Source organism: Geodermatophilus sp. URMC 65 (genome assembly GCF_053502545.1).
The window spans coordinates 1,128,825-1,155,756 of sequence record NZ_CP199954.1; the positions used below are offsets into that span (position 1 = coordinate 1,128,825).

General features: G+C 67.8%; 24 protein-coding genes and 6 pseudogenes. 15 read left to right on the top strand and 15 right to left on the bottom strand.

The features are described 5' to 3' along the window. Window positions 1-78: 78 nt before the first annotated feature. From ACWIX7_RS05300 to ACWIX7_RS05320, 5 genes and pseudogenes are all read right to left on the bottom strand, one after another. Complete coding sequence (locus tag ACWIX7_RS05300) at window positions 79-273, bottom strand: hypothetical protein (RefSeq protein ID WP_448620516.1); 195 nt, start codon at window positions 271-273, stop codon at window positions 79-81. Between the two features lie 10 nt (window positions 274-283). Further along, a complete protein-coding gene (locus tag ACWIX7_RS05305) occupies window positions 284-784 on the bottom strand; it encodes a hypothetical protein (protein WP_448620517.1) in 501 nt (166 codons plus the stop codon). 128 nt (window positions 785-912) lie between these two features. Then, window positions 913-1,365, bottom strand: coding sequence for a hypothetical protein (locus ACWIX7_RS05310; protein ID WP_448620518.1), 453 nt, complete (start codon window positions 1,363-1,365; stop codon window positions 913-915). Between the two features lie 1,322 nt (window positions 1,366-2,687). Further along, window positions 2,688-3,203 carry a magnesium chelatase subunit ChlI family protein gene (locus ACWIX7_RS05315; RefSeq protein WP_448620519.1) on the bottom strand — a complete coding sequence of 172 codons (516 nt, stop codon included), beginning with the start codon at window positions 3,201-3,203 and terminating at the stop codon, window positions 2,688-2,690. Continuing rightward, window positions 3,143-3,424 (bottom strand): annotated as a pseudogene (locus ACWIX7_RS05320) (ATP-binding protein); the annotation flags it as partial. The pseudogene ACWIX7_RS05320 and the gene ACWIX7_RS05315, both read right to left, overlap by 61 nt. A gap of 56 nt (window positions 3,425-3,480) precedes the next feature. On the opposite strand from ACWIX7_RS05320, the pseudogene ACWIX7_RS05325 reads away from it, so the two are divergent. Further along, window positions 3,481-3,879, top strand: a pseudogene (locus ACWIX7_RS05325) (IS5/IS1182 family transposase); the annotation flags it as partial. Window positions 3,880-4,029: 150 nt separating this feature from the next. Here the strand turns inward: ACWIX7_RS05325 and ACWIX7_RS05330 are convergent. Beyond that, the gene (locus ACWIX7_RS05330; RefSeq protein ID WP_448620520.1) at window positions 4,030-4,884 is read right to left on the bottom strand and encodes a transposase family protein; all 855 of its coding nucleotides are present in this window, start codon (window positions 4,882-4,884) and stop codon (window positions 4,030-4,032) included. A gap of 219 nt (window positions 4,885-5,103) precedes the next feature. Continuing rightward, on the bottom strand, window positions 5,104-5,808 hold the full coding sequence (locus tag ACWIX7_RS05335) for a hypothetical protein (protein ID WP_448620521.1): 705 nt from the start codon (window positions 5,806-5,808) through the stop codon (window positions 5,104-5,106). Between the two features lie 476 nt (window positions 5,809-6,284). On the opposite strand from ACWIX7_RS05335, the gene ACWIX7_RS05340 reads away from it, so the two are divergent. From ACWIX7_RS05340 to ACWIX7_RS05360, 5 genes are all read left to right on the top strand, one after another. Beyond that, the gene (locus ACWIX7_RS05340) at window positions 6,285-6,959 is read left to right on the top strand and encodes a tyrosine-type recombinase/integrase (RefSeq protein ID WP_448620522.1); all 675 of its coding nucleotides are present in this window, start codon (window positions 6,285-6,287) and stop codon (window positions 6,957-6,959) included. A 110-nt stretch (window positions 6,960-7,069) separates the two neighbouring features. Beyond that, a complete protein-coding gene (locus tag ACWIX7_RS05345) occupies window positions 7,070-7,474 on the top strand; it encodes a transposase (RefSeq protein WP_448620523.1) in 405 nt (134 codons plus the stop codon). 1,297 nt (window positions 7,475-8,771) lie between these two features. Continuing rightward, on the top strand, window positions 8,772-9,311 hold the full coding sequence (locus ACWIX7_RS05350; protein ID WP_448620524.1) for a hypothetical protein: 540 nt from the start codon (window positions 8,772-8,774) through the stop codon (window positions 9,309-9,311). A gap of 68 nt (window positions 9,312-9,379) precedes the next feature. Further along, the gene (locus ACWIX7_RS05355; protein ID WP_448620525.1) at window positions 9,380-9,604 is read left to right on the top strand and encodes a hypothetical protein; all 225 of its coding nucleotides are present in this window, start codon (window positions 9,380-9,382) and stop codon (window positions 9,602-9,604) included. A gap of 68 nt (window positions 9,605-9,672) precedes the next feature. Beyond that, window positions 9,673-11,124: a deoxyguanosinetriphosphate triphosphohydrolase family protein gene (locus ACWIX7_RS05360; RefSeq protein WP_448622134.1), complete on the top strand. Its 1,452-nt coding sequence runs from the start codon at window positions 9,673-9,675 to the stop codon at window positions 11,122-11,124. A gap of 378 nt (window positions 11,125-11,502) precedes the next feature. On the opposite strand, the pseudogene ACWIX7_RS05365 reads toward ACWIX7_RS05360, so the two are convergent. Further along, window positions 11,503-11,607 (bottom strand): annotated as a pseudogene (locus ACWIX7_RS05365) (transposase); the annotation flags it as partial. A 119-nt stretch (window positions 11,608-11,726) separates the two neighbouring features. Then, window positions 11,727-12,575: a hypothetical protein gene (locus ACWIX7_RS05370; RefSeq protein ID WP_448620526.1), complete on the bottom strand. Its 849-nt coding sequence runs from the start codon at window positions 12,573-12,575 to the stop codon at window positions 11,727-11,729. A gap of 774 nt (window positions 12,576-13,349) precedes the next feature. On the opposite strand from ACWIX7_RS05370, the gene ACWIX7_RS05375 reads away from it, so the two are divergent. The 7 genes and pseudogenes from ACWIX7_RS05375 (at window position 13,350) to ACWIX7_RS05405 (ending at window position 18,912) form a co-directional block, all read left to right on the top strand. Beyond that, a complete protein-coding gene (locus ACWIX7_RS05375; protein ID WP_448620527.1) occupies window positions 13,350-14,078 on the top strand; it encodes a hypothetical protein in 729 nt (242 codons plus the stop codon). Next, window positions 14,079-14,468, top strand: coding sequence for an IS5 family transposase (locus ACWIX7_RS05380; protein ID WP_448620528.1), 390 nt, complete (start codon window positions 14,079-14,081; stop codon window positions 14,466-14,468). It abuts the gene before it with no gap. 16 nt (window positions 14,469-14,484) lie between these two features. Then, a pseudogene (locus ACWIX7_RS05385) lies at window positions 14,485-14,640 on the top strand (transposase); the annotation flags it as partial. Between the two features lie 208 nt (window positions 14,641-14,848). After that, window positions 14,849-15,262 (top strand): annotated as a pseudogene (locus tag ACWIX7_RS05390) (copper resistance protein CopC); the annotation flags it as partial. Between the two features lie 457 nt (window positions 15,263-15,719). Beyond that, window positions 15,720-16,388, top strand: coding sequence for a response regulator (locus ACWIX7_RS05395; RefSeq protein ID WP_448620529.1), 669 nt, complete (start codon window positions 15,720-15,722; stop codon window positions 16,386-16,388). A gap of 155 nt (window positions 16,389-16,543) precedes the next feature. Further along, window positions 16,544-17,551: a sensor histidine kinase gene (locus ACWIX7_RS05400; RefSeq protein ID WP_448620530.1), complete on the top strand. Its 1,008-nt coding sequence runs from the start codon at window positions 16,544-16,546 to the stop codon at window positions 17,549-17,551. Between the two features lie 119 nt (window positions 17,552-17,670). Beyond that, complete coding sequence (locus ACWIX7_RS05405) at window positions 17,671-18,912, top strand: heparan-alpha-glucosaminide N-acetyltransferase domain-containing protein (RefSeq protein WP_448620531.1); 1,242 nt, start codon at window positions 17,671-17,673, stop codon at window positions 18,910-18,912. Window positions 18,913-19,551: 639 nt separating this feature from the next. Here the strand turns inward: ACWIX7_RS05405 and ACWIX7_RS05410 are convergent. The 6 genes from ACWIX7_RS05410 to ACWIX7_RS05435 all read right to left on the bottom strand — a co-directional run bounded on the left by ACWIX7_RS05410 (window position 19,552) and on the right by ACWIX7_RS05435 (window position 25,146). Beyond that, complete coding sequence (locus ACWIX7_RS05410) at window positions 19,552-19,734, bottom strand: hypothetical protein (RefSeq protein WP_448620532.1); 183 nt, start codon at window positions 19,732-19,734, stop codon at window positions 19,552-19,554. Between the two features lie 18 nt (window positions 19,735-19,752). After that, the gene (locus ACWIX7_RS05415; RefSeq protein WP_448620533.1) at window positions 19,753-20,043 is read right to left on the bottom strand and encodes a hypothetical protein; all 291 of its coding nucleotides are present in this window, start codon (window positions 20,041-20,043) and stop codon (window positions 19,753-19,755) included. Between the two features lie 579 nt (window positions 20,044-20,622). Next, window positions 20,623-22,836, bottom strand: coding sequence for a M48 family metallopeptidase (locus ACWIX7_RS05420; protein ID WP_448622135.1), 2,214 nt, complete (start codon window positions 22,834-22,836; stop codon window positions 20,623-20,625). Window positions 22,837-22,843: 7 nt separating this feature from the next. Further along, window positions 22,844-23,308 carry a hypothetical protein gene (locus ACWIX7_RS05425; RefSeq protein ID WP_448620534.1) on the bottom strand — a complete coding sequence of 155 codons (465 nt, stop codon included), beginning with the start codon at window positions 23,306-23,308 and terminating at the stop codon, window positions 22,844-22,846. 23 nt (window positions 23,309-23,331) lie between these two features. Further along, window positions 23,332-23,781 carry a hypothetical protein gene (locus ACWIX7_RS05430; protein ID WP_448620535.1) on the bottom strand — a complete coding sequence of 150 codons (450 nt, stop codon included), beginning with the start codon at window positions 23,779-23,781 and terminating at the stop codon, window positions 23,332-23,334. A gap of 651 nt (window positions 23,782-24,432) precedes the next feature. Further along, window positions 24,433-25,146 carry an MBL fold metallo-hydrolase gene (locus tag ACWIX7_RS05435; protein ID WP_448620536.1) on the bottom strand — a complete coding sequence of 238 codons (714 nt, stop codon included), beginning with the start codon at window positions 25,144-25,146 and terminating at the stop codon, window positions 24,433-24,435. A 127-nt stretch (window positions 25,147-25,273) separates the two neighbouring features. On the opposite strand from ACWIX7_RS05435, the gene ACWIX7_RS05440 reads away from it, so the two are divergent. Together ACWIX7_RS05440 and ACWIX7_RS05445 are read left to right on the top strand one after the other, a co-directional pair. Then, window positions 25,274-26,332, top strand: coding sequence for a LuxR C-terminal-related transcriptional regulator (locus tag ACWIX7_RS05440; RefSeq protein WP_448620537.1), 1,059 nt, complete (start codon window positions 25,274-25,276; stop codon window positions 26,330-26,332). Window positions 26,333-26,340: 8 nt separating this feature from the next. Then, window positions 26,341-26,605 (top strand): annotated as a pseudogene (locus ACWIX7_RS05445) (transposase); the annotation flags it as partial. Between the last annotated feature and the right edge of the window lie 327 nt (window positions 26,606-26,932).

Sequence of the window (26,932 nt, forward strand, 5' to 3'; positions counted from 1 at the left end):
GCGAGCCCCCGAGTCAATCCCGCGACTCGGAGGCTCGCTTGCAATTGACCACGCCACCGATGGATTCCCATCAGTGCCCTACTCCTCGGGCAGCAGCGGCAGCAGCCGGGCCACCGTTTCCGGGGGCAGCGTGGGCACGTAGACCGGGCCGCCGGTCGTGCCCGCCATCAGCCACCGGGCGAACGCCCACTGGACCCGGTGCTCGGCCTCGATCTCGGCCCTGGCCTCGGTCGCCCGCCGACGGTCGTCCTCGGTGATCCGGATGAGGGTCACCCGGCAAACACTAGGCGCGCTCGGTCAACGCGGGTAAGCCCAGGTCGCTTCGTACGGCGTCTCGGAAGCGAAGACCGGCCCCGTCAGGCCAGTCGGGCAGTCGCAAGGGGAGGACTGCTGGGCCTGCGTGACGATCATGCTCCTCGAACCGCTGATGCCTCGCCGCCAGTTCGGCACACAGCTCGTTCAGCGGGCGCATAACCGACTGGGGGGCAAACAGCGCCACGGTCAACAGGGCACCCCTCAGCTCATCCCGCTTGAGGTTGGCTTCCCGCATCAACTCCCCAGCGCGGTCGAACGCCGCCTTGATTTCTTCCTGATTCAAGTCTTCGGGGCGCGATGCGTTCATTGCCATGCCGCCCCATCGGTTGTGGGCATCCACCGCGTTGACCAACGCCTGCATGTGCGCGTCAACCGCTTCCATCACGCCGACGTAGCGGTCTCGCCGGATGTCGTCGTGCCGGTGGCGGTTCGTCCTGCGGACACCCAGCCACCAGATCAGCGTGTTCACCAACCCGGTCAGACCCGCCCCGCCGACTGCTCCGGTAGCCAGTAGGACCCAGACCGGGGCTGTCGCACTCACGAGGGCATGTTGACTTGCTGCACGGACAACGACACGGACAGGCTGGCTACGCGGCTCTACACAGCCGTCGGGCGCAGGACGACGCAGCGCCCGACGACCGCGAGCCCCTGCGGCGTCTGCTCCGTCCGCGTCACCGTCCAACTGGTGTGACTGCGCGGGTTCTCCGCGACACGACCGTCCACCTGATGCTCCACCGCCTTCCGCGCCCGGGTGACGGCTTCGGCCTCGTGTGACAGCTCAGGGATCGGCTGCGCCCACTTCTCGATGTGGGCCTGCCACGACTCGTGCAGGAACACCGGAGCCGGGTCCTGGCCGTTCCAGGTGCGCCATGCCTCCTCCGGCAACAGCCGGAACGTCCCGGCCGGGCCAGGGAAGTTGCTGGCAGCGTTCGGCGCGATCTCGCCTGCGGCCATGACGCTCTGCTCGACCTCGCCCTCGTACTCGTGCCGCGCGTTCTCCACGTCAATCCACAGCAGCCGTACAGTCGGCATGGGTTCCTCCTCCGTCATCAAATAATGACGCAGCGTAGCGGAGACATGTGACAGTCCCACGACTCGCGGATGGTGACGGCCTTCCCTGTGCCGCAAGGGCGACGTCGCTACGTTGCGCCCCATGACAGGGGGACCCGGCCTGCTCGGGGTCGAACGGTGAGTGCGTGGCCGTGGGCGGCCAAGATCACGACTGGCGTCGTAACGGTGATCAGCGTGGTTGCGAGCCTGATCGCTATCGGTCAAGCCCTAAATCGGCCTTGCTGGGCGTTTGGAGATGACCTTCATGTCAGCTTCTACGATGCGTACAACTCCACCGGCGAAAAGCATCACGTAGCCGAGGTGTGGGGCGGGAAGCCCTGCGACAGCGACGATCAGGTATGGATCGTCGGCAAGACTAATTCGGACACTCCCTGGTACCCCTACGGTGAAGCGAGTTGGGATATCGACCGGGGCATGTACATCTTGGCCGTCGCGGACGAGCAACTTCCCAGCAGTGACACAGAGACGCACCTGGTCATAGCTGACGCGGACGGAGCCAGGGAGTTGCGTGCGACAGTGGCCCGCGGACGGCGACTGGACCACGGGGTTGGAGGAGCTACCTCAGGGGGCGCAGGACAAGGGGAAGGGTCGGCAGTAACTACCTAACTTCGGCTACTCGCTTGTCCTCGCCACAACACGGACGCCGTCACCAGTTCACTGGTGAAGTGCCCTAGAGCGGCTCACGTAGGAACACTGGCCTGAGCGGCGACTGGAGCGGTTGGCAGCCATCGAAGGGCGCTTTTCGCCTGATGTGACGCTTCCGGCGGTTCATCCCTGGCGGCCGCTTCCGGGCCGATGCGCTTAAATTGTGTACGCGGCACTAAGCAGTCTTGGCATGGTACAAAATCACGACATCCGAGAAAGCTACTTTAGGTCCTTGCGGAGGCAGTAACCCGAGGCCAAGGCTAAACTCCAACTTATTGTTAGAACTCACAAATGCGTTGCCAGGCGCAACCTCATGCCATGACCGCGGCTGCGTGAACGATGAGTCCAGTACAAAATTGATGATTTGCCCACCTATTGCCGACATTATTAGCCGCGCACCACTGTCTCCTGATACTTTGACCATGACAATTACGGTCCGACTGGAATCCAAATCGGGCAAGTCCACGGTGAAGGACTTTCTCTCGTTTATGGTACCCGGCGCTAATGTAATGGCGTTATCAGTTCCACCGACGACGATGAACTGGGCGAACTCTGGCATCGTTTCCCCCTCCTGACCCCAGCGACACGGTCGCCCCAGGAATACAGGCGTAGCGACCAGTGTCGCGCACCACCACTTGCTCCGCTAGCTCCGGAGGTTATGAAGTTGGCGGATTAGGCACTTCATGTCTGCCCCTGAGACCGTCTTGGAGGTCACCCGCAACCTCTATGGTGAGCTTGAGTTCGGCTAGGCTGTTGCACTGGTCACCCCGAGCGCGCGGTCGTAGCCGCGCACCGACAGCGCCGCGCTCGAGGGCCCGCTCGACCAGGTGGAGCGCGGACCGCGGCGGCGACCACCGCTCGCGCAGCAGCCGGCCCGGCACCTGGCTGTTGACGTCGAGGCCCGTGCCGGACAGCCGGGCGGCCGCGGCTGCCCGTGCCTGCGCGACCCGGTCGGCGACGACGGCGGTCGGCTCGGGCGCCGTCCCAGCCTCCAGCCAGGCGGCCCTCGTGACCGCCGGCAGGTCCACCCGCAGGTCGATGCAATCGAGCAGGGCCCGGAGAGCCGGGCCTGGTAGCGCCGGCGCTCCAGCGTGCTGCAGCTGCAGGCGGCGTCGCCTGCGGCACTGGCGCACGGGCAGGGGTTGGCCGCCAGCACCAGCTGCGCCCGGCACGGGAAGGTGGCCGCACCGCTGGCCCGGGAGATGGTCACCGAGCCGCGCTCGAGCGGCTGCCGCAGCGTGTCGAGCACCGCGCGAGGGAACTCCGGCGCCTCGTCGTCAGAACAGTGAGCCTTTCCCAGTAGCGAGTGGCTGCGCAGGTCAGGAGGACACGCCGACGACGAGCAGTTGAAGCGAGACGGCGCAGGACCTCGGTAGGAGGCACGTCTTCTCACGGATCGTCTTCCCCACCCGAGGTCCTGCTGTGTCCGATCCTGTCACCTACACCGCCGTGCTCCCCGTCGCCGAGGAGACCGTGCAGTTCGTGTCGCGGCTGCTGGTCGCCGAGCGCCGCCGCCGCGGCACGCGGGGCCGGCGGCGGGCGCTGGGCTGCTACCGGCAGGCGGTGCTGGTGCTGCGCTGGTTTCTCGACGGCACCCGGCTGATCCAGCTGGCCACCGACCACCGGATCGGCCGGTCGACGGCCTACCGGTACCTGCACGAGGGCATCGACGCCCTGGCCGCCGCGGCGCCCGGCCTGCGCGGCGCGCTGCTGGCCGCCCGCGCCGCCGGCCATCCGCACGTCACCGTGGACGGCACGTTAATCCCCACCGACCGCTGCCGAGCCCGGGGTCGGACCGCCCGGGCCGATCGCCCCGAGGCCCGGGTGGACCTGTGGTGGTCGGGCAAGCCTGGTCGACTACGCCCGTACCGGGACGACGATGCTGAGCATGAACCTGCCCGCCGTGGCCCTGCACGGCTCCTAGGCGGCCCGGTTTACGCTGCTGCACCGCATCGACTGGCCGGCGTGTATGGGGCCGAGGGACTGAAGTGCAGAAGGTCATGGACCACGTATCAGCCGCCAGGCCTGCGTGGCTACAGGGGGTTGCCAGACGGAGTCTCGGGAGGTGCCCGGCCAGAGCGGCCGATCGGCGATGTCTTGCCGATTCACCCCGCTGATGCCGTGCTCCACGCGAATTCGCATCGACGCGTGAGCCCTGCGTTCGGCCTCGTGCGCCGGGGCGACCGCGGGAAAGACCGGCAGCTGGTTCTTCCGCCGAGCCGGCCGCGGGGTGATGACCGCACCGGCGGTCTGCGCGCTCAACCCCTGATAGCCGGCGTCGGCCAGCAGCGTGACGCCGGGGGTGAGGGCAAGCGGCTCGACCAGGCCGGCCTGGCGGACCTGGGTCAGATCATGGATGGCGCCCGGCCGGGTGTGTCCGCAGAACAGCAGCCGCCCGGCGGCGTCGGTGATCACCAGCGCCTTGACGGTGTTCGCGCGGGCCTTGCCGGAGACGAACCGGCGCCGACCGGCCCGACCCGCGGCCGGGCGGCGCACCCGCACCTCGGTGGCATCCAGCAGGCCGAGCTGCCCGCGAGCGCCCAGGTGGGCGACCACGTCGGCCAGGGTGCACAGCCGGATCCCGCCCTCCACGGTGCAGCCGCGCTCGGCCAGCAGCGGGCGGACCTCCCCGATCGCCCGGGTGATCGTCGAGCGCGACACTCCGCACCAGCAGGCCAGTACGTCGTGGGTGACGCCGTGGCGCAGGTGCACCAGGGTGGCCAGCAGCCGGTCGAGGAACACCAGCCGGTGCCGGGCACCGGCTCCGACCGCCCGCCGGCGCGGCCGATCGGCCAGCCGCGCGTCCTGACACGCCTGCCAGCGCGGCCCCAGCTCGGCGACCAGCTCAGCCAAGACCTCGCGAGACAGTCCGGTCACATGGCGATCGGCAACCGCGGCAGCTCGAGCCAGAGTCCTCGACACACCCCGACCCTGCGCCGTCCTTCACCGCAGCACGAGCAAGGCGTCCTGCTAACCATGCACGAGGTCGTTAGTCCGAGCACAAGCTGACACAGCCGACAAGGACGTCTCCCGCTTGATCTCCCGGACAGGGCCTGGCCATATCCCGAGTTATCAGCCCCACGTCGGCACGGGCCCCGCCCCGACTCGCACCGCACCGCGCACTCGCTGCACTGGTCTCAGTGCAGCGTACTGAACGCGAACGTCGTCATACACATCGAAATCAGCAGCGTCGCCAATCAAAGTCAGCAAGATGGCGAAGGGCACCTTGGTCGGGGCGTTGTCCAGGGCGCCACCCCTGCGCGCAACGTAGGTCACCTCGAGTCGAGGCTCCGAGGCCTCCCCGGCCTTAAGGCTCAACCGCGAGTGACGCAGCGTCTCCCACTTCCCTGCGTTGCGCAATTCATGTTCAGGGGATACCTTAGCCCCGCTAAGCGACGCCGTCACCGGCTCTTGACCGATATCCCAGCCTTGATCCAGAAGCTCCTGTGCCTCCGGGCTTGCAATATTCAGGACCACCGATCCTCTTGATGAGCCCACTGGCGGCCGAAGGCGGTACATTAGGTGATGCGGCCGAAACGCCAACTCTAGTGATGCGTTCGTGTATTCCGTCGGCTGGCTGGGCTCGACGGACGACGCGTAGGCCAAGGTTAGTCGAACATCAAGACTCCTCGAGATGTTGGGAATAGGAACACGGTAGCCAAGTATCTCGCCGCGTTCAATTTCATCAACATACAGCACGTGAGCTTCGTTGGGTTCGCAGACCAGCTCATCCAACAAATCGAGAGGGAGGCGGCCATAGCCAACCTCTGAGCTCATCTTCCTATGGAAGCGATGCCTCTCCGAGAAGTGGACTGCGAAACAGCGGAGAACACTTGGGTTAGCGCCGCGCCCGGTACCTCGGCCCTGATGGTCGGCGCCACACCAAAATCTTTGGCACCAAGGCCGACGCCTGGGCGTGGCTGGCAAGTCAGCAGACCGACCTCCTGCGGAAGAGCTGGCGAGCGCCGAACGCCAGCAGCCGCGCCGTCGGCGAGTACGCCGAGGACTACCTCGCCCGCAATGACCTCCGCGAGGGCACCCGCGTCCTCTACGCCGGCCTGTGGCGTCACCACCTCGCCGAGCCATGGGCGGACGTTCCCGTCGGCGAGGTCACCCCCGCCGCCGTCCGCTCCTGGCACGCCAAGGCCGGCCGGACGACGGGCCCGACAGCACTGGCGCAGTCGTATCGGCTCCTGCGCGCCATCCTCAACGTCGCGGTTGCCGACGAAGCCATCGCGTCCAATCCATGCCGGTTGCGGGGCGCCGGCACGCCCAAGGCCACCCGGCCGTCTCGCGCACTCACCGCCGCAGAAGCACTGCAGCTTGCCGACCAACTGGGGCGGGACCGGAGGACCGCTTGCTACCGCGCCCTGCTGCTCGTCCTCGCCTTCGGCGGGCTCCGGTTCGGTGAAGCCACGGCCCTGCGCCGATCCGACGTCCTGTCTGGCGGCCGGCTGCGCGTCGAGCGTTCGGTGCGACGCGTTGGCGGCCGGTGGGCGCTCGGCGAACCGAAGACCGACGCCGGACACCGGACGGTGACCCTCCCCGCCGCGGTCGCGGCGGTACTGGAGGAGCACCTGGAGAAGCACGTCCCGACTCCTCCGGACGCCCTCCTGTTTGGCACCAGTACCGGCGGCTACCTCGCCCGCAGCAACTGGAACTCGACCTTCCGGCGAGCCGCCGACGCGATCGGGTTACCGCCGGTCCGGCCGCATGAGCTGCGCCACACCGGCGCCACCCTGGCCGCTGCCACGGGCGCGACCACGAAAGAGCTGATGCGCCGGCTCGGCCACTCCTCCCCTGCCGCCGCGCTGCTCTACCAGCACGCCGCAGACGACCGCGACGCCGACATCGCCCGCGCCCTCGACGCCATGCTGAGCGGGCTCGGCGAGGCGCCGGACGACAACGTCGACGAGCGGCCGGAGTGACGCCGACCGAGCGGCGATTGGTCACATGGTGGCCATGCGCGCCCTATCGGACGGTGAAACGAGTTGTTGACCAGCGCAGACGCTTCCTTAGCGTCCTACCTTCCAAGCTCGTGCAGCGCGGCGGCACCGCGCTGACCGTCATCTACGGCGTCCGTGTGCTCGTCGCCGCCCGAATCCTGGCCGAGGTCGTCGACGTGCGCTGCTACCCGACTCAGCACACCTTCGCCGCCGCGAATGGCTCCGCGCCGATCCCGGCCTCCTCCGTGCGCACCGGTTGCCACCGGCTCGACCGCGGTGGCAACCGGCAGCTCATCCGGGCGCTCTACACGATCGCGATCACCGAAATTCGCGCCGACACCGAAGGCCGGGCCGACTACGAACGCAAACGCGCCGAGGGCAAGACCAGCCGCGAGGCGCTGCGCTGTCTCAAGCACCCGCTCTCCGACGTCGTCTACCGCAGCCTGCCCGCCGACCAAGCCGCCTGCCAGCCAACGCCGCTGGCCCCAGCCGCCTGAGGCGGTGAACGTGAGGTCGGCAAACGGAACACGGCTCTACGCTTCGGCCAGCTCCGTGACCGGACTTGCAGTCCCCGGTCCTGCTCTTCGCTCGAGCCTGACTCCCACGCCCACCGCAGCCTCCAACGTAAGCCCGGAGCCGGGCCGGACCTTGAGGCCCATCTGCGGTGAATATGGGACGCACGCTTCGGCCGGACTCGTTCATGCGCTCACCGGCCGGACCTACGCCGGAAGTCTTCGCGCCACTGTCATACGGCGTCATACGGCCGAGGTCCAGCTGTGGGGTAGCCCTCCGCGGCCTAGCGCGGGCACTAAGCGGTGGCTCCCGGGCTCGGCCGCGCTCGGACGCTGGCGAGGAGTAACGGCCGCACCCCCGCACTCCGGGGACCGGTTGTTCCTGAAGACCCCGCACGCCACGATGGGTCATGTCAACGAGCGGGTCGGTACGGCAGGCAGCGCATCGCGCGGGGAGTTGCGAGGTCGGCGGAGCGTGGTTTCGGAGGACCCGCCGAGAGCCCAAGCGCTGCAAGGCGTGGCCGACGCCGACATGAGCCGCGGATGCACCTAAGGGGTGGGGTTCCGCTTGGATCGGCTGCCTCAAGCTCCGATGCGAAACCTTCACCGGACCGCCGACCGCGCTGCCCGGCCACTGCAGTCACGACCGCCACACTGAGCCCGGTGGTGAGGAAGCCTGGAGGGACCCGGGTGTTAGCTTCGCTGTCGTATCAACCAGACGAGCTCGGTCTTGACCGCAGCGCAACGGCATGGGGGGCCTGTGGCCGGCAGTCGGCTGGTATCGAGCGTCTGCGATGGAAGTGCAGCCCCCGAGGGGCCCAGGGCGCACGTCGATCTCGCTACGACTCCGGCCACGGTGAACACGCGCCTCCCCCCAGGCGATCACCAGCTTCGAACATGACCACGCCGCGGCTTGGCGACGGCGCATCCCTCTGCGCGGCTGCGTCTTCGCCTCGGCACGCGCCTGTCCTGAAGTCAGAACTGTCGGACCTGTCCGAACACTTGTTCCCATGACTGGTCGGAGGTACCCACGGGTGGTCAGCTCGCCACTGGCGCACTGGGCGCTCCGCTCAGGCCACCAGCGGGCTCGACGGGGATGCCGGCATGGGCAGCCATTCGTGAGGACCCGAGCTGCGCCAGACGCAACAGCATCGGCTCACTCACTGGAGTGAGCGTCGACGCTTGCAGTCGTCCGAGCACGAAGCCTCCGACCGCGGTCAGGAGCCACCTCCCGTCGCTCGTCCCGCTGACCTCCACACCTCCAAAGCTTGAGGAGTTTCTGGTGACTATCAGCCCGGATGACCGAGGGGCAGGCAACTTTGAGCATGAACGGCGCTATCTCGTCGCAGATCTCGCCGTCCTGGACGGCCTCGAAGGAGATGAAATTGAGCAGGGATATCTCTTCTCTGCAGGCGGTTGGGCGGTCCGCGTTAGGCGCACATATCGACATGCGGCGGACGGTGCAATTGAGCACATCTCCGCGCAGCTAACGGCCAAAGGCCCACGTTTGGGCTACTCCAGGCCGGAGTATGAAGTCCCATTGGCGCCCGAACATGCCGAATCTCTCATTGCAACCGCGCCACACTTGGTGCGCAAGACTCGATACCCGAAGGTCTCGGAAGGGGAGACGTGGGTAATCGATCGGTTCTGGGAGCAGAACGAGGGCCTAGTGATTGCAGAGCTCGAGGCCAGTCCACGTGTTTTGAATCGACTGAAACGCCCGTGGTGGGCTGGCGATGAGATCACTACTGACCGTCGCTATCAAAATGAGAATTTGGCCGAGAGACCGTGGTTGGCCTGGGAAGCACCGGAACCCAGGTGACGTATGACGCCCTTAGAGCTAGCCCGCACACCCGAATTCGCAGCCGTACTACCTGGAGAAGGAATCAAGTGACCGTCCTCGACATGACCCCCGGTAACCGTGAGCGATTTCTCAGTGAGCTTGCTGCGGATCTTCACAGGCGCTTGTCGGAGGCGCCAAAGGGCTTGCGTCTTCCGGACCTGCTACGAGAAGTAAGCGAGGCCCACGGCACCTACGAGGATGATGTACTCCTCGCTCTCTCAAAGCTCGATATAGCCATCTCGGGCGTTGACACCGTTACGCTGGCCGAGTAGATAGCGCAGTGACGGACGGGGAGCCCCGGGTCTCGCTGCAATCGCGGCTTCATGGGGTTAGCAGTGATGTGCCGTTGCGTCTCGCCAGGCCAAGCGGTCGACAAAAGCCGGCCGACGATCGAAGGTCCGAAGGGCAACGCGACTGCGACCGGATAACGTACTCAACGGCATGGCGACGCCTGCAGGGTGTTACGCAGGTCATCACCCCGTTCGACGACACGCCCCTGATGCACAACCGCCTCACGCACTCCGAGAAGGTGGCGCAGGTGGCGCGAAGCATCGCCGAGAGGCTCATCAGCAGTAAAGACAACCACACCGGCATGGCGCTCTTGGGTGGGTTTGACGTCGACGTCTGTGTTGCTGCGGCGTTAGCGCACGACTTGGGTCACCCACCCTTCGGCCATATCGGCGAAGAGGTCCTGGATGAACTAGCGCTCACGCAGTTCGGGTTAGACGGGTTCGAGGGCAACGCTCAAAGCGTGCGCATCCTGACAATCGGTAAGGCTCGAAGCCCCAAATATGAAGGCCTCGACGTGACCAATGCCACGCTCGCCGCGGTTGCCAAGTATCCGTGGGTGAGAATTGAGCAGAAGAGGGATGCGGCCCACAAGGCCGCCCTGAAGGATGACGCGGCCTATCGACGATATTGGAGAAAGTTCAACTTCTATGAAACGGAGGCGGGCCGCCTTGGAAAGTGTCGGGAGTTTGCAACGGCCATCCCGGAGAAGACTCAAACGCTAGAGGCCTCCGTCATGGATGTCGCCGACGATATCACGTATGCGATACATGACTTAGAGGACTTCTACATCGGCGGAATTCTCAACATTTCTCATGTACGAGAAGATCTCGACGCGTTCACTAGCAGTGGGCCCGATGCGGGAGTGACGGCTAAGACCATCTTCCATCAGCTCTCAGAGCGACTGGCGATCGATTATCCAGGATGGTTCAACTCGGAAGCGCTCGTCGAGGCGGCTCAGGTCGTCGACAGTCGTCTGAAGTATGGGTTCTCGCGGCGAAACCCAGAGGTCCCAGCCGTGCAAGCTGATGCTCGAGCGACTGGGTCTAGGTTGGTGGGCGAGTACACCGACTCCGTCCTGCTTAGCGACCGACCTCTCTGGGAAGGCGGCCCGTATATTGGCCTGCCCCAGAGCCGCTGGCACGAAGTGCAGATTTACAAAGAGATCACCAGGTCATACATCATCCAGCGCCCGGATATCGCCCTGCTGCAGCGCGGCCAGCAGACGGCACTGCGCAATCTAACGTTGATGCTGTCAGACTGGGCGAAGACGGACAAGGAGCGACTGCCCCCTCGCCTACGGGAGGAGATTGGCATTGTCGACGACCTTGAGTCGGGTACCCTGAGAGAGGGATATGGTTCCGCGCAGGCGGCGCCAAGGGGTCCTTACGGTCGTGTAATCCTAGACTATATCTGCAGCCTCACTGACGCTCAGTGCCTAGGTCTATATTCTCGCCTTTCAGGCCACTCCGTTCACCGTATTGCTCTAACGGGGACTTTCTAGCGCCCAGCAAGGACAGCCGCTATTACCCGTCAGCTCGCGACGGACATCGGCCGCCTTGGGGGGTCGAACGGCTGCCAAGACCGGTCCTGCGAAGATAGTGAGGTGATCCGGCTTGCGTCGGCCCCCACCACAGGCACGGGCTCCGCCACCCTGGCCGCGGTGCCCGGCGCAACCACCAAGGAGCTGATGCGCCGGCTCGGCCACTCCTTCCCTGCCGCCGCGCTGCTCTACCAGCACGCTGCCGATGACCGCGACGCCGACATCGCCCGCGCCCTCAACGCCATGCTCGGCGCAGCTAACGCGCCAAACGACGACAATCCGGAGCAGCTCGATCAGCAGTCGCCCTGGAGTCGTGGGTCCATGTGTCATGGGAGCCCAGCGCTCCAGCAACACTGGGAAAATCGAGTCGGTGCGCAGCTTCGGGATCCGCAGTTCCAGATCCCCGACCGTGGTCGTGAGGGTCCGCGGCCGCGAGCCGTTGCGCTAGACAGTGCGGTGATCGGTCGATCGGAAAGGGTTGCACACCAAAAGCTTGCAGCAGGTTGTAGCGCGCGACGATGTCGTCCTGATACTGCGGCTACATACGAGCGAGCCCAGGCGGATTAATGAGCAGCGATGAGATGTAGCAGCCGCAGCAGCAAATCCCCGTACTCGCTCCAGACCGCCGATGCAACCAGATTCAGCAGCACGGCCCACAGGGCGGCCAGGGCGAAGAAGGCGGCACGGCGCAGGGCGCCCTGCCGGAGCTCAGCGTGGATATCGCCCAGCCGCCTGATGACCTCCTCTTCAAAGACGCCTGCCCCTTGTGCGTATTGGGTCAGATGGACGCTAGTGGTCGCCGCCTCGACCCACTGCTGCTCTGACGGCAACAACAGCGGCTGCGGGTGGTCAGCCTCGCTGTAGCGCGCTCCGCCAGTTCCGAGTACTTGAACGATGTCGTGCTTGGTGAGCGGCTCGAGACTGTCCAGCTGCGTCCGGCTGGGCTCAATTGTCGCGAAGGACCAGCGACCGACTAGGTACAAGTCCTGGCCGGGGACTAGGCCTAGACGCTGAAGATCATCGCCTGGAAGCTCGATCGCCGGCGGGTCCTCTCGCACTGAGGTCCACAGCCCTCCGCGGCGCCCCATGTCGAGCAACTTGTCCCTGTACTGCTCATAGGCGTCAAGTGGGAATCTGTACTCCTGGCCTGTTCTACGCCTGTGCCACGTTTCGCTCGCTTGGTCCAGGGGGTCCTCGGGCAGCACGGTCACGACGTTGGGCTGTTCAGGCAGCAGCGCGACGCCCCGACGGTCGGACGGGATCAGCCTTGCGAGAAGACCGCCGCTCCATTCCGCGGGAAAGGTCAGCGTCGCACCCGTGCCCTCATCGGGCGCGAGCGTCGCGATGTGCACGTCGGTGAGCGCTTCCAGCCTGTCGACTCGGCGAGGGTCGTATACGCCAGGGAGCGTCATGTACCAGGGTCTGACACTTGGCGCATCCACACTCGGGAAGCTAGTTGTCCTTCAACTCGCCTGCACCCGACGTCTGCCGAGCCGCGCCCCAGCGCCGAGGCCTCGGGCCTTCCGGCGGTCCGGTCGCATGAGCTTCGCCACACCGGCGCCGTCCTGGCTGCGGCGACGGGTGCCACGACCAATCAGCTGATGCGCCGGCTCGGCCACTCCTTCCCTGCCGCCGCGCTGCTCCACCAGCAAGCCGCCGACGACCGCGACGCCAACATCACCCGGGCCCTCGACGCCATGCTTGGTGCGGTCACCGAAACATGCGACGGCGACGAGCGGCCCGAGCGACACCAACCGAGACGCGATTGGTCACATAGTGGTCACGCGGAGCCCCTAGGAGAGGGAAACAAGTCGTTGACCAGCAGAAACGGGTCTACAGGGTCCCGCCTTCCAAGCTGGCCATGCGGGTTCGATTCCCGTCACCCGCTCCACGTCTTGGCCGGCGTTTGTGCCCATCCGTGCAGCTCAGCGGGGCGCCGATGCTCCTTTCATGCCTCAGTGATGCCGACCCCTGTTGACCGCTGATCACTAAACTTGACCGGTGCTTGTGGCACGGGTGAGGCACGACCTCAACCGGCGCAATCCGTCGACACAGCTTGAGTGCGTCCCCGGAGACGACGATCCTCAGCCGCAGCTCGACCGACAAGGTGACCTCGCTGCGACCTGCGCACCAGAGCAGCCCCCCAAGATGACGCCGCGCGGCGCGTAGCTGAGGTTGGAGATGGCATGGCCCAGACGTCAGATGCGGAACCAGAGTCGTCGGCGGTTCGGCCGGGCAGCAAGGTGGCCGCACGATCGGCCGTCGACGCCCGCATCACGGCATGGCGGTCTTCGAGGAACGCCGTGGCGCTGGGCAATCTCGCCGAACATGTGGCAGTACGGCTCCTCCCCCGTCTCGACTACCAAGTGCTGGCGACACAGAGGGATCTTCAGGGCGGTGTCCCGAACATCGTGGGGCACCAGACGCGAAGTAACCCCGAGGATTTTGTCGTCATCACTCCCGATGGCCGGCTCGCTACTGTCAACAGCAAGGCCGCCTACACGAACAGGTCCGCCCGTGTCACCGCGGACGGAAACTTGTCGGCTCCCCGGATGGGAAAGGGACAACGCGACGTCGCGTACTCAACATCACGGGCGGAGCTGCTCAGCCCCCTCGACGGCGACTCATTTGCTCAGGTCCTCAAGGTCGATCTGGTGCACAAGCTGGCGCAGGTCTTTGAGATTGACGAGGACGGACGCTTGACCCCGGTCCACCAGCCCATTGACGTTTTGGACGACATCCAGGCGGTTTGCGAAGCTCATCCTGAGCGAATGCCGGCTCCCATTGGACCAAACAGCGCCGAGGAATACGACCAACTGAGCTATCCCGTCACGTACGGAAAGAACGGCATGGGCCCCCGCCTGGCTAGGGCGTGTCTCCCAAACGGCCGTGCGGTGAGGGTCGATCGTTCGTAGATGGCGCGGTCAGGTGTGCTGTCCGACGAAGCCTGGGATCCTCTGGAGCCGTTGCTGCCCAGCTCCGCGGGTGGGCGGGGCCGGCCGTTTCGTGATCACCGGCAGGTGCTCGAGGGCATCGTGCTCCGCTACCGCACCGGCTGCGCGTGGCGGGACCTGCCCGAGGAGTTCGGCCCCTGGCAGACGGTGTGGAAGCGGCACCACCGGTTCAGCTTCGACGGCACTTGGGACCGGATCCTCACGGCGCTGCAGGCGCAGGCCGACGCCGCCGGTGAGCTGGACTGGGTGGTGAGCGTGGACTCCTCGATCAGTCGGGTGTACCAGCACGGTGCCACCGCCGCCCGGGCCGGCGACCATCCGGGGGACGGCGCCGCCAGGTCAGAAGGCTGAACCGGCTGACCACGGCGTGGGCCGCTCCCGCGGCGGCCTGTCGACCAAGACCCATCTGGCCGTCGACGGCCGTGGTCGGCCGCTGGCCGTGCTGATCGGTCCCGGTCAGAGCGGGGACTCGCCAATGCTGGCTCCGCTGCTGGCCGCCATCCGGGTTCCTCGGCCGGGACCGGGCCGGCCGCGCACCCGGCCGGGGGCGGTGCTCGCCGACAAGGCCTACTCCGACCGCGGCCACCGCGCCGGACCGTCGGGCAGAACCACCCAGAAGCATCACCGGGAAGCACTCGGTGCGCGGCTGTTGGGGCAGCCTCACCGGCGGATGACCTACTCGGTACCGACCACGGGGACTCTCTCGGCGAGACCGCCGCGATGTCTGTCGGCAGCAAGTGAGCGTCAGCGCCCATGGCGCCTACGTCGTGGCCTACAGGGTGGTCTCCAGCGATGGTCACCCCGTCAGCGACCAGGTTGGCTTCACCTACACAGGACCGGGCGTCGAGGCTGTTGAGCCTAGCGCCGCTGGTTCCACCGGCCCGACTCCGGAGGCTGCTGCTTCGCAGGACGCCGACAGCGGGAGCAACCTGGCTCTGTGGTGGCCCCTTATCGCCGAGGTCGCAGTCATCACCGCGCTGGCACTGGGCCTACAACTGCTGGTGCTGCTGGTGCTTCGCAGAAAGAGAGGGGTGACTGAGACTCCGGTCGCCGCAGGCCCACAGGCCACCAGGGCCGCGTGGCGCTGGGCCATCGTGCCGCCGCAGGAGCGCTCGCGGTCCTTGCCTGTGCGCTCACGCTGGTAGCCACCTGTGCGACCGACGTTGTGGCCCTGCCGGGAACCCCCGTCCCTGAGTGCAGACCTCGCCTGGCTGATTCCCGTACTGCGGCTGATTGCCGATGCAGCAGCAGCGGTGGCCGTGGGCTGCCTACTCGGAGCAGTCGTTCGGGCTTCGGGCGAACGGCCCTGGCATCGCGGAGGGGGGTGGGAGGGGTGTCAAGTCGTCGATGGGCGCTGGGGCAGTCTTCGACACGCTGCCGAGCACGGCGGCTGAGCATCGGCCGACCGGCTGGTATCTGTCCGTCGACCGGTGGATCGTCTATCCCCGCCGAGTGGGTCCATAATCGCCGCGCCACTCCACGCTTGCATCGTTGCTTCGGCGTCCTTCGACGTGTTAGGGCCCGGGACGGTAGCGCCCCGCTCGGCATCAGCCGCGGACGGTCGGTGCGCTGCTCGGGAGGGGGAGGTCCATGGTCCGCGTCATGATCGTTGATGACGAGGCTCTCGTCCGGTCGGGTCTGAAGCTGATCCTGGGCTCGGCCGACGACATCGAGGTGGTGGCCACGTGCGATGGAGTTCAAGCGATCGAGGAGGCGCGGCGTCACCGGCCCGACGTGATCCTGCTGGATCTGCGGATGCCCGAGGTCGACGGCCTTGCCGTGCTGCGCCAGCTCGCACGGTGGCCCCATCACCCCGCGGTGGCGATGCTGACCACCTTCGACTCCGACGAGTTCATCGCCCAGGCACTCAGCCTGGGGGCTGCGGGTTTCCTGCTCAAGGACACTGAGCCCGAACAACTGGTACACGCGGTGCGGATGCTCGCGGCTGGGGGGAGCGTGCTGTCCCCGACCGTCACGCGCACGGTGATCAGTGGATATGTCGAGGGCAGCGCCCGACCGGCCGACGTGGCCCGGATCGAGGCGATGAGCCGGATCGAGGCGATGAGTCAGCGGGAACGCGACGTGCTGGGCCTGATCGGGCAGGGCCTGTCCAACGCCGAGATCGGTCGGCGTCTCTATCTGAGCACTGCGACGGTCAAGGACTACGTCAGCGCAGTGCTGACTCGGCTGGACGTGACCAACCGTGTCCAGGCGGCCGTCGTGGCCCGCGAAGCCGGCGTGGTGTCGCCGTCGGAGGGCGAAGGCCGATGACGCCGATGACGCGCCCGCGGGCGGCGCTCGTCGATGCCGGTGTGGTGGCGTTGGCCCTGCTCGACTCCTGGCTCCGCGCAGTAGACGAGGGAAGTGGACTGTTCGTCTCCCTGGTTGCTGCCCTCGCGCTCGCCTTCCGCCGTCGGTGGCCCTTCGTGGTCTTCGCGCTGACCCTTCCGGCGCTGTACACCGCCCACGTCCTCATCGCACCTCTGGTCGCCCTCTACACGGTCGCCGGCACGTCTCCCGCTCGGCGCCCGGTGCTGGTCTGCGCCGTGATCACCGCTCTCGGGGATTTCCGGCCCTGGGACTACCTGCCCTGGCCATCGACCGATCCCGATCTCGCCGAGCCGTTCAGCGACCTCCTTGGGGGCGTCCTTCTTGGGGTCATCGACACCGCTGTGTACACCAGCGCTCCGGTGGCGCTGGGGTTCTTGGTCCAGACCCGACGGGAGCTTTCCGCCCGGTTCGCCGAACTCACCGCCGGCCGGGAACGGGAGAAGCGGTTGGTGTCGGAGACGGTGCTGGCACAGGAACGCGCCCGCCTGGCCCGGGAGATGCACGACGTCGTCTCCCATCAGGTCAGCCTCATCGCCGTTCAAGCAGGCGCCCTGAGGGTCACGACCCACGACGAGGGGGTTCGTGAGACCGCGGACGCGATCAGGAAGCTCAGCGTGCAGACCCTTGAAGAGCTGAGGCAGATGGTCGGCGTGCTGCGGGCGGCCGGCGGGCACGTGCCCGAACTCGCCCCACAGCCACGTCTGGGCGACATCCCCCGACTGGTCCAGGCAAGTGGACACAACGCCCGCGTGGTACTCGACGGTGTCAGCGGCCGCAGCTGGCCCGACGCGGTCGAGCGGGCCGCCTACCGCACGGTGCAGGAGGCCCTGACCAACATCAGCAAGCACGCTCCCGGCGCCCCGGTCACGGTGCAGATCGCGCCGTGGGGAACCGGACTGTGCGTCGCCATCCGCAACGGGCCGTCAACGGCGGCACCGCCGGCCACCGACCTCCCCGGCGGAGGACACGGTCTCATCGGGCTGCGCGAGCGCGCCGAGCTCCTCGGCGGCGTCCTACGGGCGGCACCCACCGACGACGGCGGATTTCTCGTCGAGGCCGTCTTTCCCAACGGCTCCGGGCCCGAACAGCGCCGGCAGAACTGACCGCCGAGGACACGGAAGCGCCCCTCCCCGAAAGGGTGCGGGATCCGCCGGTTGGCGGGGTACCCGCCAACCGATCGGCGGGATGCGTTCACGCCGTCCGCGGCGCCATCGTGAAGGTCATGACGCACACTGCGGTCTCGTTCGGCCGCGGCTCGACCAGCTCAGAGCCCCTCACGGGCCTCGCCATGACCGCTGCGGTGAGCCCTGGCGGGGCCAAACACCGTCTGGCAGCCGGGGGCCGCAGCTCGCCATCCGAGCACAAGGTCCGCATCACCGGGCTGGACCTCGCCCGCGGCCTGGCGGTCCTGGGCATGATCGGCGCGCATCTGGATCTGACCGAGAACCTGTCCTGGTCGCCGTCGAGCTGGCAGGCCCTCGTCTACGGCCGGCCTGCGGCGTTGTTCGGCGTCCTGGCCGGGGTGTCCATCGCGCTGCTGTCCGGGGGCACCCGTGCGGCAACCGGGGAAGACCTGGTCCGCGCCCGGAAGCGGATCATGGTCCGTGCGGCCTGGGTGTTCCTCATCGGCGGCGCGCTGGAACTGCTGGGCACGGAGATCGAGGTCATCCTCGGCGCCTACGCGGTCCTGTTCGTGCTCGCGCTGCCGTTCCTCCAGTGGTCACCACGCCGCCTGCTGATGCTGGCCGCCGGCATCGCGGTGATCGCCCCGCCGGTGTCCCTGCTGCTGTCGCAGGTGGCGATCGTGGCCGAGGCCGAAACGGCGTTCACCTCCCTGGTGCTCACCGGTGCCTACCCGGTGCTGTGGTGGTGGGCGTTCGTCCTGGTGGGCCTGGCCCTCGGCCGGCTCGACCTCTCCGCCCGCCGGGTCCGGGCCGTCCTCCTTCTCGCCGGCGCGGCGGCGACGGTCACCGGCTACGCACTCGGCTGGGCGAGCACCCACCTGCTCGCCAGCGGCGTCGCGGTCCCGGAGCCCGTGGACGCGTCCGGGCGCATGCCGGGGTGGAACGAGGAGAGCATCGGGCAGTGGGACTGGGCCTGGCTCAGCGGAGCCCAGCCGCACACCGGGACGCCGTTCTGGTTGCTGGCCTCGGCCGGTGTCGCGGCCGCCGCCATCGCCGTCTGCCTGGCCGTCGCCGAGGCCTTCCCACGCCTGACCTATCCGGTCGCCTCCGTCGGCGCGATGGCTCTGACGGCGTACAGCCTGCACATCGTGGTCCTTCGGGTGTTCCCTCCCGACGGATCCTTCGGCTGGCCGATCTGGCTGCTCTTCATCGCCGGCGCGATGGTCTTCGCGGTCGCCTGGCGGCTGCTGGCCGGCCGGGGCCCGCTCGAGCGGCTGCTCACCTGGAGCTCCAACCGGGCAGCCGGACTGTCCGACCGCACGCCCGCGCCGACGGTCTAGCAGCCTCGCTCCTCCGCACAGGACTATGCGGCACTCCATTGCGCGAGGTGACGTCACACAGCCACTTCGCGAGTGCGGACCGGGGTCGTTCACTCCTGCCGCAGAGCAAGCGAGGAATCCCCGCCGAGCGCTTGATGCCGCGGGTACCGAGCGCGATACCCGCGGCAGCTGCGGAACGGGAAACGACGCTCCGTCACCTGGGTCAGCAACGCGGACCCCGGCGGAAGTCCGACTCCCTCAGCGCCGCGAGAACCACCACGGTCCGACGGATCACTGAGGGCCGACCCGAGCGGGGACATCCGCGCACACGGACTGGAGAACGACGGGAGGTCCCCTGCGGGGCGGACCGAATACCAATGGGATGCGGACTTGGCTGTCGCGATGCCCCCCTCGACTGAGGCACGCTGAAGGCACGGTGTAGGGCAAACAACGCTCCGACCAGCCGCAGGTCCATCCACCTGCTGTCAGGGCCGCTGGAGCAGCTCGGGAGGACTCTTCGGAAGGCCTGTCCCGGGCCCGTGGAGACCCCTGTTCTCCGCTCCATTGGTCATGAATTGGTCACGCCAGGCAGGCCCATACGGCCAGGTCGCAGCCCTCGTTCGCCCGTCTAGGGGCGTGCGTGCCCGTGACCACATGTGGTCACGCGATGGGATCGAGGCCGTGCCAAGCGGCGATCCGCCGGACGATCGCCTCCACCGTGACCGCGAGGCGCTCGGCTGCGGCACGGCTGTAGATGACGACGGCGAAGACCGCGTACTGCGACAGCGGGGTCTGCCACCAGCCGGCATCGCTGAACAGGTCGGGCTGCAGGCCGCCGCGCATGCAGGCGGCGGACAGGGCTTACTGGCTGTTGCGGTGCTCCACACGACCGCGGAACGTCACCTCCGGTAGGTAGCGCTCACGTAGTCCCTCGTACTCGAGCGGTTCGGCGCCGGGCGGACTGGCGACGTCGAGCGCCGCGACAGCGAGTTCCAACAGAGCGACGTCCGGCGTGAGCCGGCCGGGCACATGGCTGACAGCCGCTGCCGCCATCAGGTCGTAGACGTCGTCGCCTGCTGCCAAGCCGGACAGCACCGCAACCTGAGCGCGGCGATGCAGGACGTCCTGGTCGAGGCGCTCCTGCTTCATCACCGCGACATCGTCACCCGAAGGCGTCGTCCTGCACTGCCACCCAGAGGACGCCGCCCAGCCCACTGAGCCGAGAGCCCGGACGGAGCGGCGCAATCTAGTACGACAGGTGGCGCCTTTGACAGGTCAAAGCGACACCCAGGACACATCTAGGGCTGGCGCCCTCGGTTTGGCTTCCTCGTCGGCGCCCGGCGTGGTGCGCGGTCAGGTCGGCCAGCGCCCGGGCCGCGAGAGGACGAGAAGTCAAGCCGCCGCCGAAACCATCAACGGGTCGCAGGGCCGGTTGATGGTCTGGCCGTCGTTGCACGAACAGGCCGATGACGACATGTTCGTCGACGCCGTCGTCCATGCCAACCGGGGAGCGCAGGCCACGCTGCAGGCCGGAAAGCTGCAGGCGCCGCGCAACCGCATGCTCAACGGCCTCGGCCCCTCGATGCACTCGGCGTCGATGAACGGGCCCACTTCCCCCGTTGTGTGGATCAGCCCTCTCCCTCGCAGCTGTGGCTGCTGCCGTCCTCGAGACCCTGGCGCAACCTTCGATGCCGTGGACGACGACCGCGGGAGGGCGCGACCCGGAGGAGATCACGCCTCGATCTCCCGGCTCCGATCCAACGCCGTCCTGACCATGTGGACGGCGGCCGCGGCCGGTATCGCGAGCAGGGCTCCACCGATCATGAACTGGACAACCGCGTGCAGGTCCGAGACCTCCAGCTGCACCGCGCCACAGCCTGTCGGGTCGACACGGACGGCGAAGATGTGCGCGCACGATGCGATGGCCGTGGCGCCGAGCGCACCAACGGCGGCGAGGAACCCCGAGATGGATGCGGCCAGCAGGGCATGCGCCACGACCAGTTCCCTCACCCGGGCTGCCACGACGGCGCTCACCACCGCCTGCAATCCGAGGGCGACGATCAGGGTCCACATGTAGAGGGCGTCTGGGAGGTGAGGCAGGGCCCGCAGCTCCGGCGTCAGCACCGACCGCAGGGCCAGTCGCAGGGCCAGCAGCAGCGGCAAGAAGGCGAGACCGGCCACGGTCCCGCCGAGCACGGCAACACGAATGGATGACGCCACTCGGCCTGCCCGCCGGGACCGGATCACCAGACCCGCGAGTGGATATCCCCACACCACCACAAAGGTCGCCGCGACCAAGGGCTGCACGAGGACGTCGTCGACGAGGGGATGGACCAGCACCCAGACCGGCAGGGGTCCGTCCCATAAGCGCGCCGCGACCGCTTCTCGGACAGCTGTCCACTCGGCGCCGACCGACTCGATGACCGGACTCCCGTCGCGCAGGGCGAAGAGAACTCCCAGCCACACCAGCCAGACGAATCCCGCCGCTGCAAGGTGAGAGAGGACGGTCGCGCCGTCCCGACCCGCTGGGCGCAGATCCCGCCACGCTTCAGCGTTCGTCGCCAACCACCAGGTAAAGAACGCCGAGCCCGCCAGCACGACCGCGCTCCATGGCAAGCCGAAGGCGGTCACCGACGGCTGTCCGGGCACCGGAACGGACCACGGCGCGACCAGCCCCGTCGCGGAGGCGGCCGCGAAGACGGAAAGCGCCTCGCCGATCAGCAACCCACAACCGAAGGCGAGCCCGACAGCCACCGTGCGGCCGGAACTCCCGTCCGATCCGGCCGCGACGCTGTACCGCCACACGGTCATCCCGAGCACACCCACGGCGAGGGGGGCGATGACCAGCGCCGCCCACCACTGCACCGAGGGCCGCAGCTCGGCCACCAGAGTCAGCGCGTCAGTGACGGCGGCGTACAGGACGCTGGTCACGGTGCCCAGCGCCACGGCCTCCCCGAGGGAAGGCCGCAGGACCGCGACGGGATCCCTCAAGGCACGCAGACGCAGCTCCGGCGGCGGATGAACGCCCACGCCGGCGCGCCACTGCGGGACCGGTGCGAGTCGCTTGAGCACGCCCACGAGGGCCGCTTCGGACTCCACCGTTCCGGCTCGGGCATCCGCGTACAGCTCACGGGTGCGCAGCAGTGCATTCCGCGTCAAGTAGACGAGGACGGCCAACAACCCGATGCGCCACGAGGTCGCCAGCCCGAATTGGCCACCGCCCCGCCAAGTGGTGACGACGACGAAGGGAAGCAACCCCACGGCCAGGAACGCCAGCCACACCGACACCGCGTAGTAGGTCCTGCCCACATCGCGATTGCGGAGATGGGCCAGTTCGTGCAACACGATGGTGCGGAATGCCGGCCGATCCATGCGGAACAGTCGGATCATGCCGCCGGGAAGGGCGAGGAACCGGCGGCGCAGCCCGCCGAAGACGGACGCGGCCGTCGACGAGTCGAGTGGGTCTCCGACCACTCGTGGAGGGGTGCTGACCCCCGCCTCGGCGCTCAGATCGGCAATGTAGCCCTCCAGACCCTGGACGCGATGCAGCGGGCGCAGATGGCGCCGCCGGAGCTTCCACGAGGGTAGGACCGCATACACGCCGACCGCGACGACGGCGACGAGCAGCGCCCATCCGATCGACCAGGTCAGCATCTCCACCTGGGCCCCGGTCTGGCAGTTGTCCAGCTGGGTGAGCCATGAGGAGAGCTCGGAACCCGCCGGCGGTGGCGGTCCCACGAGCTGGGCACAGCGGCGCAACGCCGTCGCCAGCACCGTGCCCCTGGCGCTGAGATAGAGCGTGTTCCCCACGAACACGCTGGCTGCCAGCGCTGTGCCGACGAGCAGGGCGAAACGAAGCACCGTCTCGTCCGGCGGCTTCAACAGGTCCGCCCGTGGCGCATCGGGTCCGCTGGACAGCCCTGTCGTCGGCCGGCCGTTCGACATCACGCGCTCATCCCGGATTTTGCGTCACCAGACGACCGATGATGGCGTCGGCAAGGAGGGCAGCCCGCTGGTCGTCGAGCCCCAACTGTTTTCCTTTCTCCATCGCTCCGCGACGCACGTCCGCCAATTGGTCCGGGCTCAAGGGCGTCCTCTCCCGACGGACCCGGCGGTGGCGTAGGAGGAAGCGGCGCAGACGAGCGCCCATGGCTGTGATCGATGAGCGGGCGGCGTCCTGCGCAAGCGTTTCGAGGGTGCTCTGTGCCACGGCGAGCGCGACAGGCGACAACAGGACGGAAATCTCCTCTACACCGAAACCGAGCGGATCGTCCTTGTTGAGACGACGCCGCACCCTGCTCGGCGCTGCGAGATACGCCTCGGCCGCGGCGTCAAAGTCAGCCAACTCCTGTGGCGCCAACTGCGCTACGACGTCTCGTGCGACGCGGACGACGGTCTCTTTCGCGCCCTCGTTCATCACACCTCTCCGGCCGATCATCGCTACGCGAACTGGTACCAGCCGCACATGTTGACGTTGACGTACCAGCCACCCCCATCGGCCGGATTGGCGAGGAACAGCACGGCCGAATAGTCCCCGACCCGGCCATTGCTGAAGGACACGCGCAGCTCGACCGGGTAACTCGTCCCGGTGAGCGGCCCGGTCGTCAGACCCAGTGTCCGGCTCTCGGGGTCATCCCGATCCGTCACTTCGACGTCGTCGACCGCGCCGAAATCCGCTTCGGCGCCGTATCCAAAGCAGTTCCCCTCGGCGAAGCTGACCGGATTTGTGGCGTACAGGTATTCCACTGCCTCACGGATCAGCCCGTCACTCGGCTCGGCCGACTCCGGAGTGGTGGTGTCACCACTCGTCCGGGGGCTCTCCGCGTCGGGGGTGGGGCCCCGCGTCGGGTCGGTCGGCACCTCGGTGTCAGGAGGTTCCGGGACGGTCACATCGGGCCCATCCGGAGCAGTGGTCGTTCCGCCCGAACCCTCCGCACACGCGGTGGAGGCGATGAGGACTACCGCGCATGCGATGAGAAGCCTTGAGACCCAGCGGAACCACTCCCCGAGTCCGGTCCTCCCACAGTGGCGTACGGATTTCGAGGGGGTCACTCGACGGGTCCTTATCCCCGGGTCGCTGACACGGCCGGGGTCCACCGATGGACGACAGTCAGGATCAATGAAGCGCATGATGCTGCCCTGCTGGGAGTTCCGCTGGAAAGTCGGAGTTGGATGCAGGATTCGGCGCTCGCCGCGCGGCCCGGACGGTCGTGCTGGCGTTCATCGACAGACTCGTTGTTGATCCCCTCAGTCCAGCGGGCCGTAGCTGCTCGAAACGCCGGGATGGGACTGCCACGTGGCGCCAGATGCGGCATGTCAAGGCATACCTGCCGCTCTCTTGCGGCTCACCGGGGGCGGTCGAGGTCCGCGCGCTGGCCTTGGTACAGCCTCGACGTGCCCCGCCAGCACGAGATCCCGGCGGGGAGCGGTGGTCACTGAGCCCCGTGCGCCCGCGACCCGCCGGAGACCGCGGGCGTCACTTCACGCCCAGGCTGCCCGGGCTGCCTGTAAGGGACCGCACGGCAACGCACCCATTCCCGATCAGTACACCTCGCGAGCGCGTGAGGCTAGTTCGGTGCGGAAGTCGGCCAGCGCCTGCGTCGCCGCGGCGGTGTATGCAGCACCGTGGTGGATGGCCAACGTGGTCGGGTGCAGCGCGACGAGTCGGTCCAGGGTGCTCAGCGTGCGAGGGGTCACCGGTATGACGTCGGGGTATCGGCGCAGGAGGTCGAGGGCCGGCTCGACGACGTCGCGGTCGGTGGTGGGCCCGAATGCGCCCGAGTGCGCCAGCAGGTCGCTGGCGAACAGCGTTCCCGTCGTCTCCTCCAGAGCCAGGATCGCGTCCCAACCGTGCGGGACGTGCGGGGTGACGAGAAACCGCACTTGGTGGGATCCGAGATCGAGCACCTCGTCGTCGGTCAGCGTGCGTGTCGGCCTGATCGCGAAGTCGTCGGCGTTCAATCCGGCGCCGAGCTCGCTGTGTACCGGCTCCGCCGCCGGAGCCAGCGCCAGGAAGTTGTTGAGCGCGCCGCACTCATCGGCCTCGAAGTGCGACCATGACACCCAGCGGAGGGCGACGGGATCGATGATCCTCGCCACGCCGGCGAGCGTGTCGTCGAACAGGGCGCGGGGTCCGGTGTGGAACAGAAGCGGCTGCTCGCCGGCGATCAGGAACTGGTTGAAGGTCAGTTCCTCATCTGGATCGAAGGTCGCGATCCGATAGATTCCGTTGGCGATCTCGTCGACCTCGGCCATGGCTCCTCCTCTCGGGTCCAGGCGACCGTAGGGCCGGCGGTCCCGACCTTCGATCCCAGATTCCTGGGATCCTCCGTGGGCGATCCGCGGGCGGTTCCGCTGCCCTCGCCGGGCGTACGCTGCCGCCATGCGCGCGGACGCGGCCGTGCGTGCCCGGGAGACGATCGCGCGGCTGGCCACGGCCGGCCTGGGGGTGGCTCCGTTCTGGCACGCGGCCACCGCGCAGCTGCGCCGGATCGTGCCCGTGGACCTCTATCCGTGCTGGTTCAGCCTCGATCCGGGGTCGATGCTGGTCACCGGCCACTTCAATCCCGTCGAGCCGGTCCTCGACGAGGAGATCCCGATCACGCTGGACCATCTGGACCAGCAGTACGCCGATCCCGAGCACGCCCGCGCAGCGCCTCCGGTGACCCGGCTCGGCGAGGCGAGCGATGCCGAGGGCACGGCTGGCTACGTTCAAATGCTCGGCGAGTTCCGCCACGAGGTGCGAGCGCAGCTGCGACTCGACGGCGCCTGCTGGGGCCTGGTCATGCTGCACCGCCGACACAGCGCCGCGGCGTTCGACGCAGGCGAGGTCGCCTTCCTCACCTCGATCGTCCCCGACCTCGCCGAGGGCACCCGCCGAGGCCTCCTGGCCTCCGGTGCGGCCGCGGACCCTCGACCGCTCTCCCCTGGCGTGGTCCTGCTCGATGAGAACCTGGGGATCGACTCCGTCTCGCCGGAGGCCGAACGGTGGCTGCCGGACCTCCCCGGGGGAGCCGACCCGTCGACCGGCCGGCTGCCGTTGGCGGTCTCCGCGGTCGCCACCCGGGTCCGCCGAGCCGCCAGAGGAGAAGTGTCAGCGACGCCGGTGGCGCGGGCGCGAAGCCGCACAGGGCGCTGGGTGTTGATCCACGGCTCGCCGCTGATGCGCCCCTCCGGGGGGTACACGTCCGTGATCATTCAAGCCGCACAGCCGGGCGCCGTCACCGCCCTGCACCTGCAGGCGCTGGGACTGAGCCCACGCGAGCAGGACGTCACCAGGCTGGTCCTCCAGGGCAGGTCCACCGGCGACATCGCGCGCGAGTTGTACGTGTCGCCGTACACGGTGCAGGACCACCTGAAGGCGATCTTCGCCAAGGCCGGCGTTCGCAGCCGCGGCGAGCTCGTCGCCAGTGTCATCTTCGACAGCCAGCCCGTGCTGTGAGCCTCGGGCCAGCGGTGCATGGCCGCACCAGTCGCCCGCGGGTCTTTGACCGAGACGTACTCGAGGGCATCGCCTCCGTGCTTTCCACCGGCATCGGCGGGACCAAGCTGCCCACTGAGTTCGGCTACGACTCCGGTTGGACCCGCTGGCGGCGGATGCACGAATGGGCTGACGCCGGCGTCTTCGACGCCTGCACCAGTCGCCTTGGACCGTGTGGGCCAGCAGGGCCGGCTGGACTGGTCGCGGGCCAGCCTGGACTCGGTCAGCGTCCGGGTCGGCGCATACCGGCCGGAACCGGGCACAGACCAAGAGCCGGGTAGCCGTTCCGGGGCATGATCAGCTGAGCGCCGCCCGGCGGCTGCCGCACATCAGTTACCTCTCCACTTCTCCCTGTCAACGGGGCTTGAGGCACATGGAAGGCACGACGTAGGGCGAATAGCCCGCCAACCAGCAAAGGGAAGCATCAGGAGCCATAGCTTCCAAGCTGGCCATGCGGGTTCGATTCCCGTCACCCGCTCCACGCGTTTCGCAGCGCAGAGGAGCTGTCAGGCTCCCTGAAGGGACGGTGGACGCCCCTCCGAGGGCCCGTTCCCGCCCCTC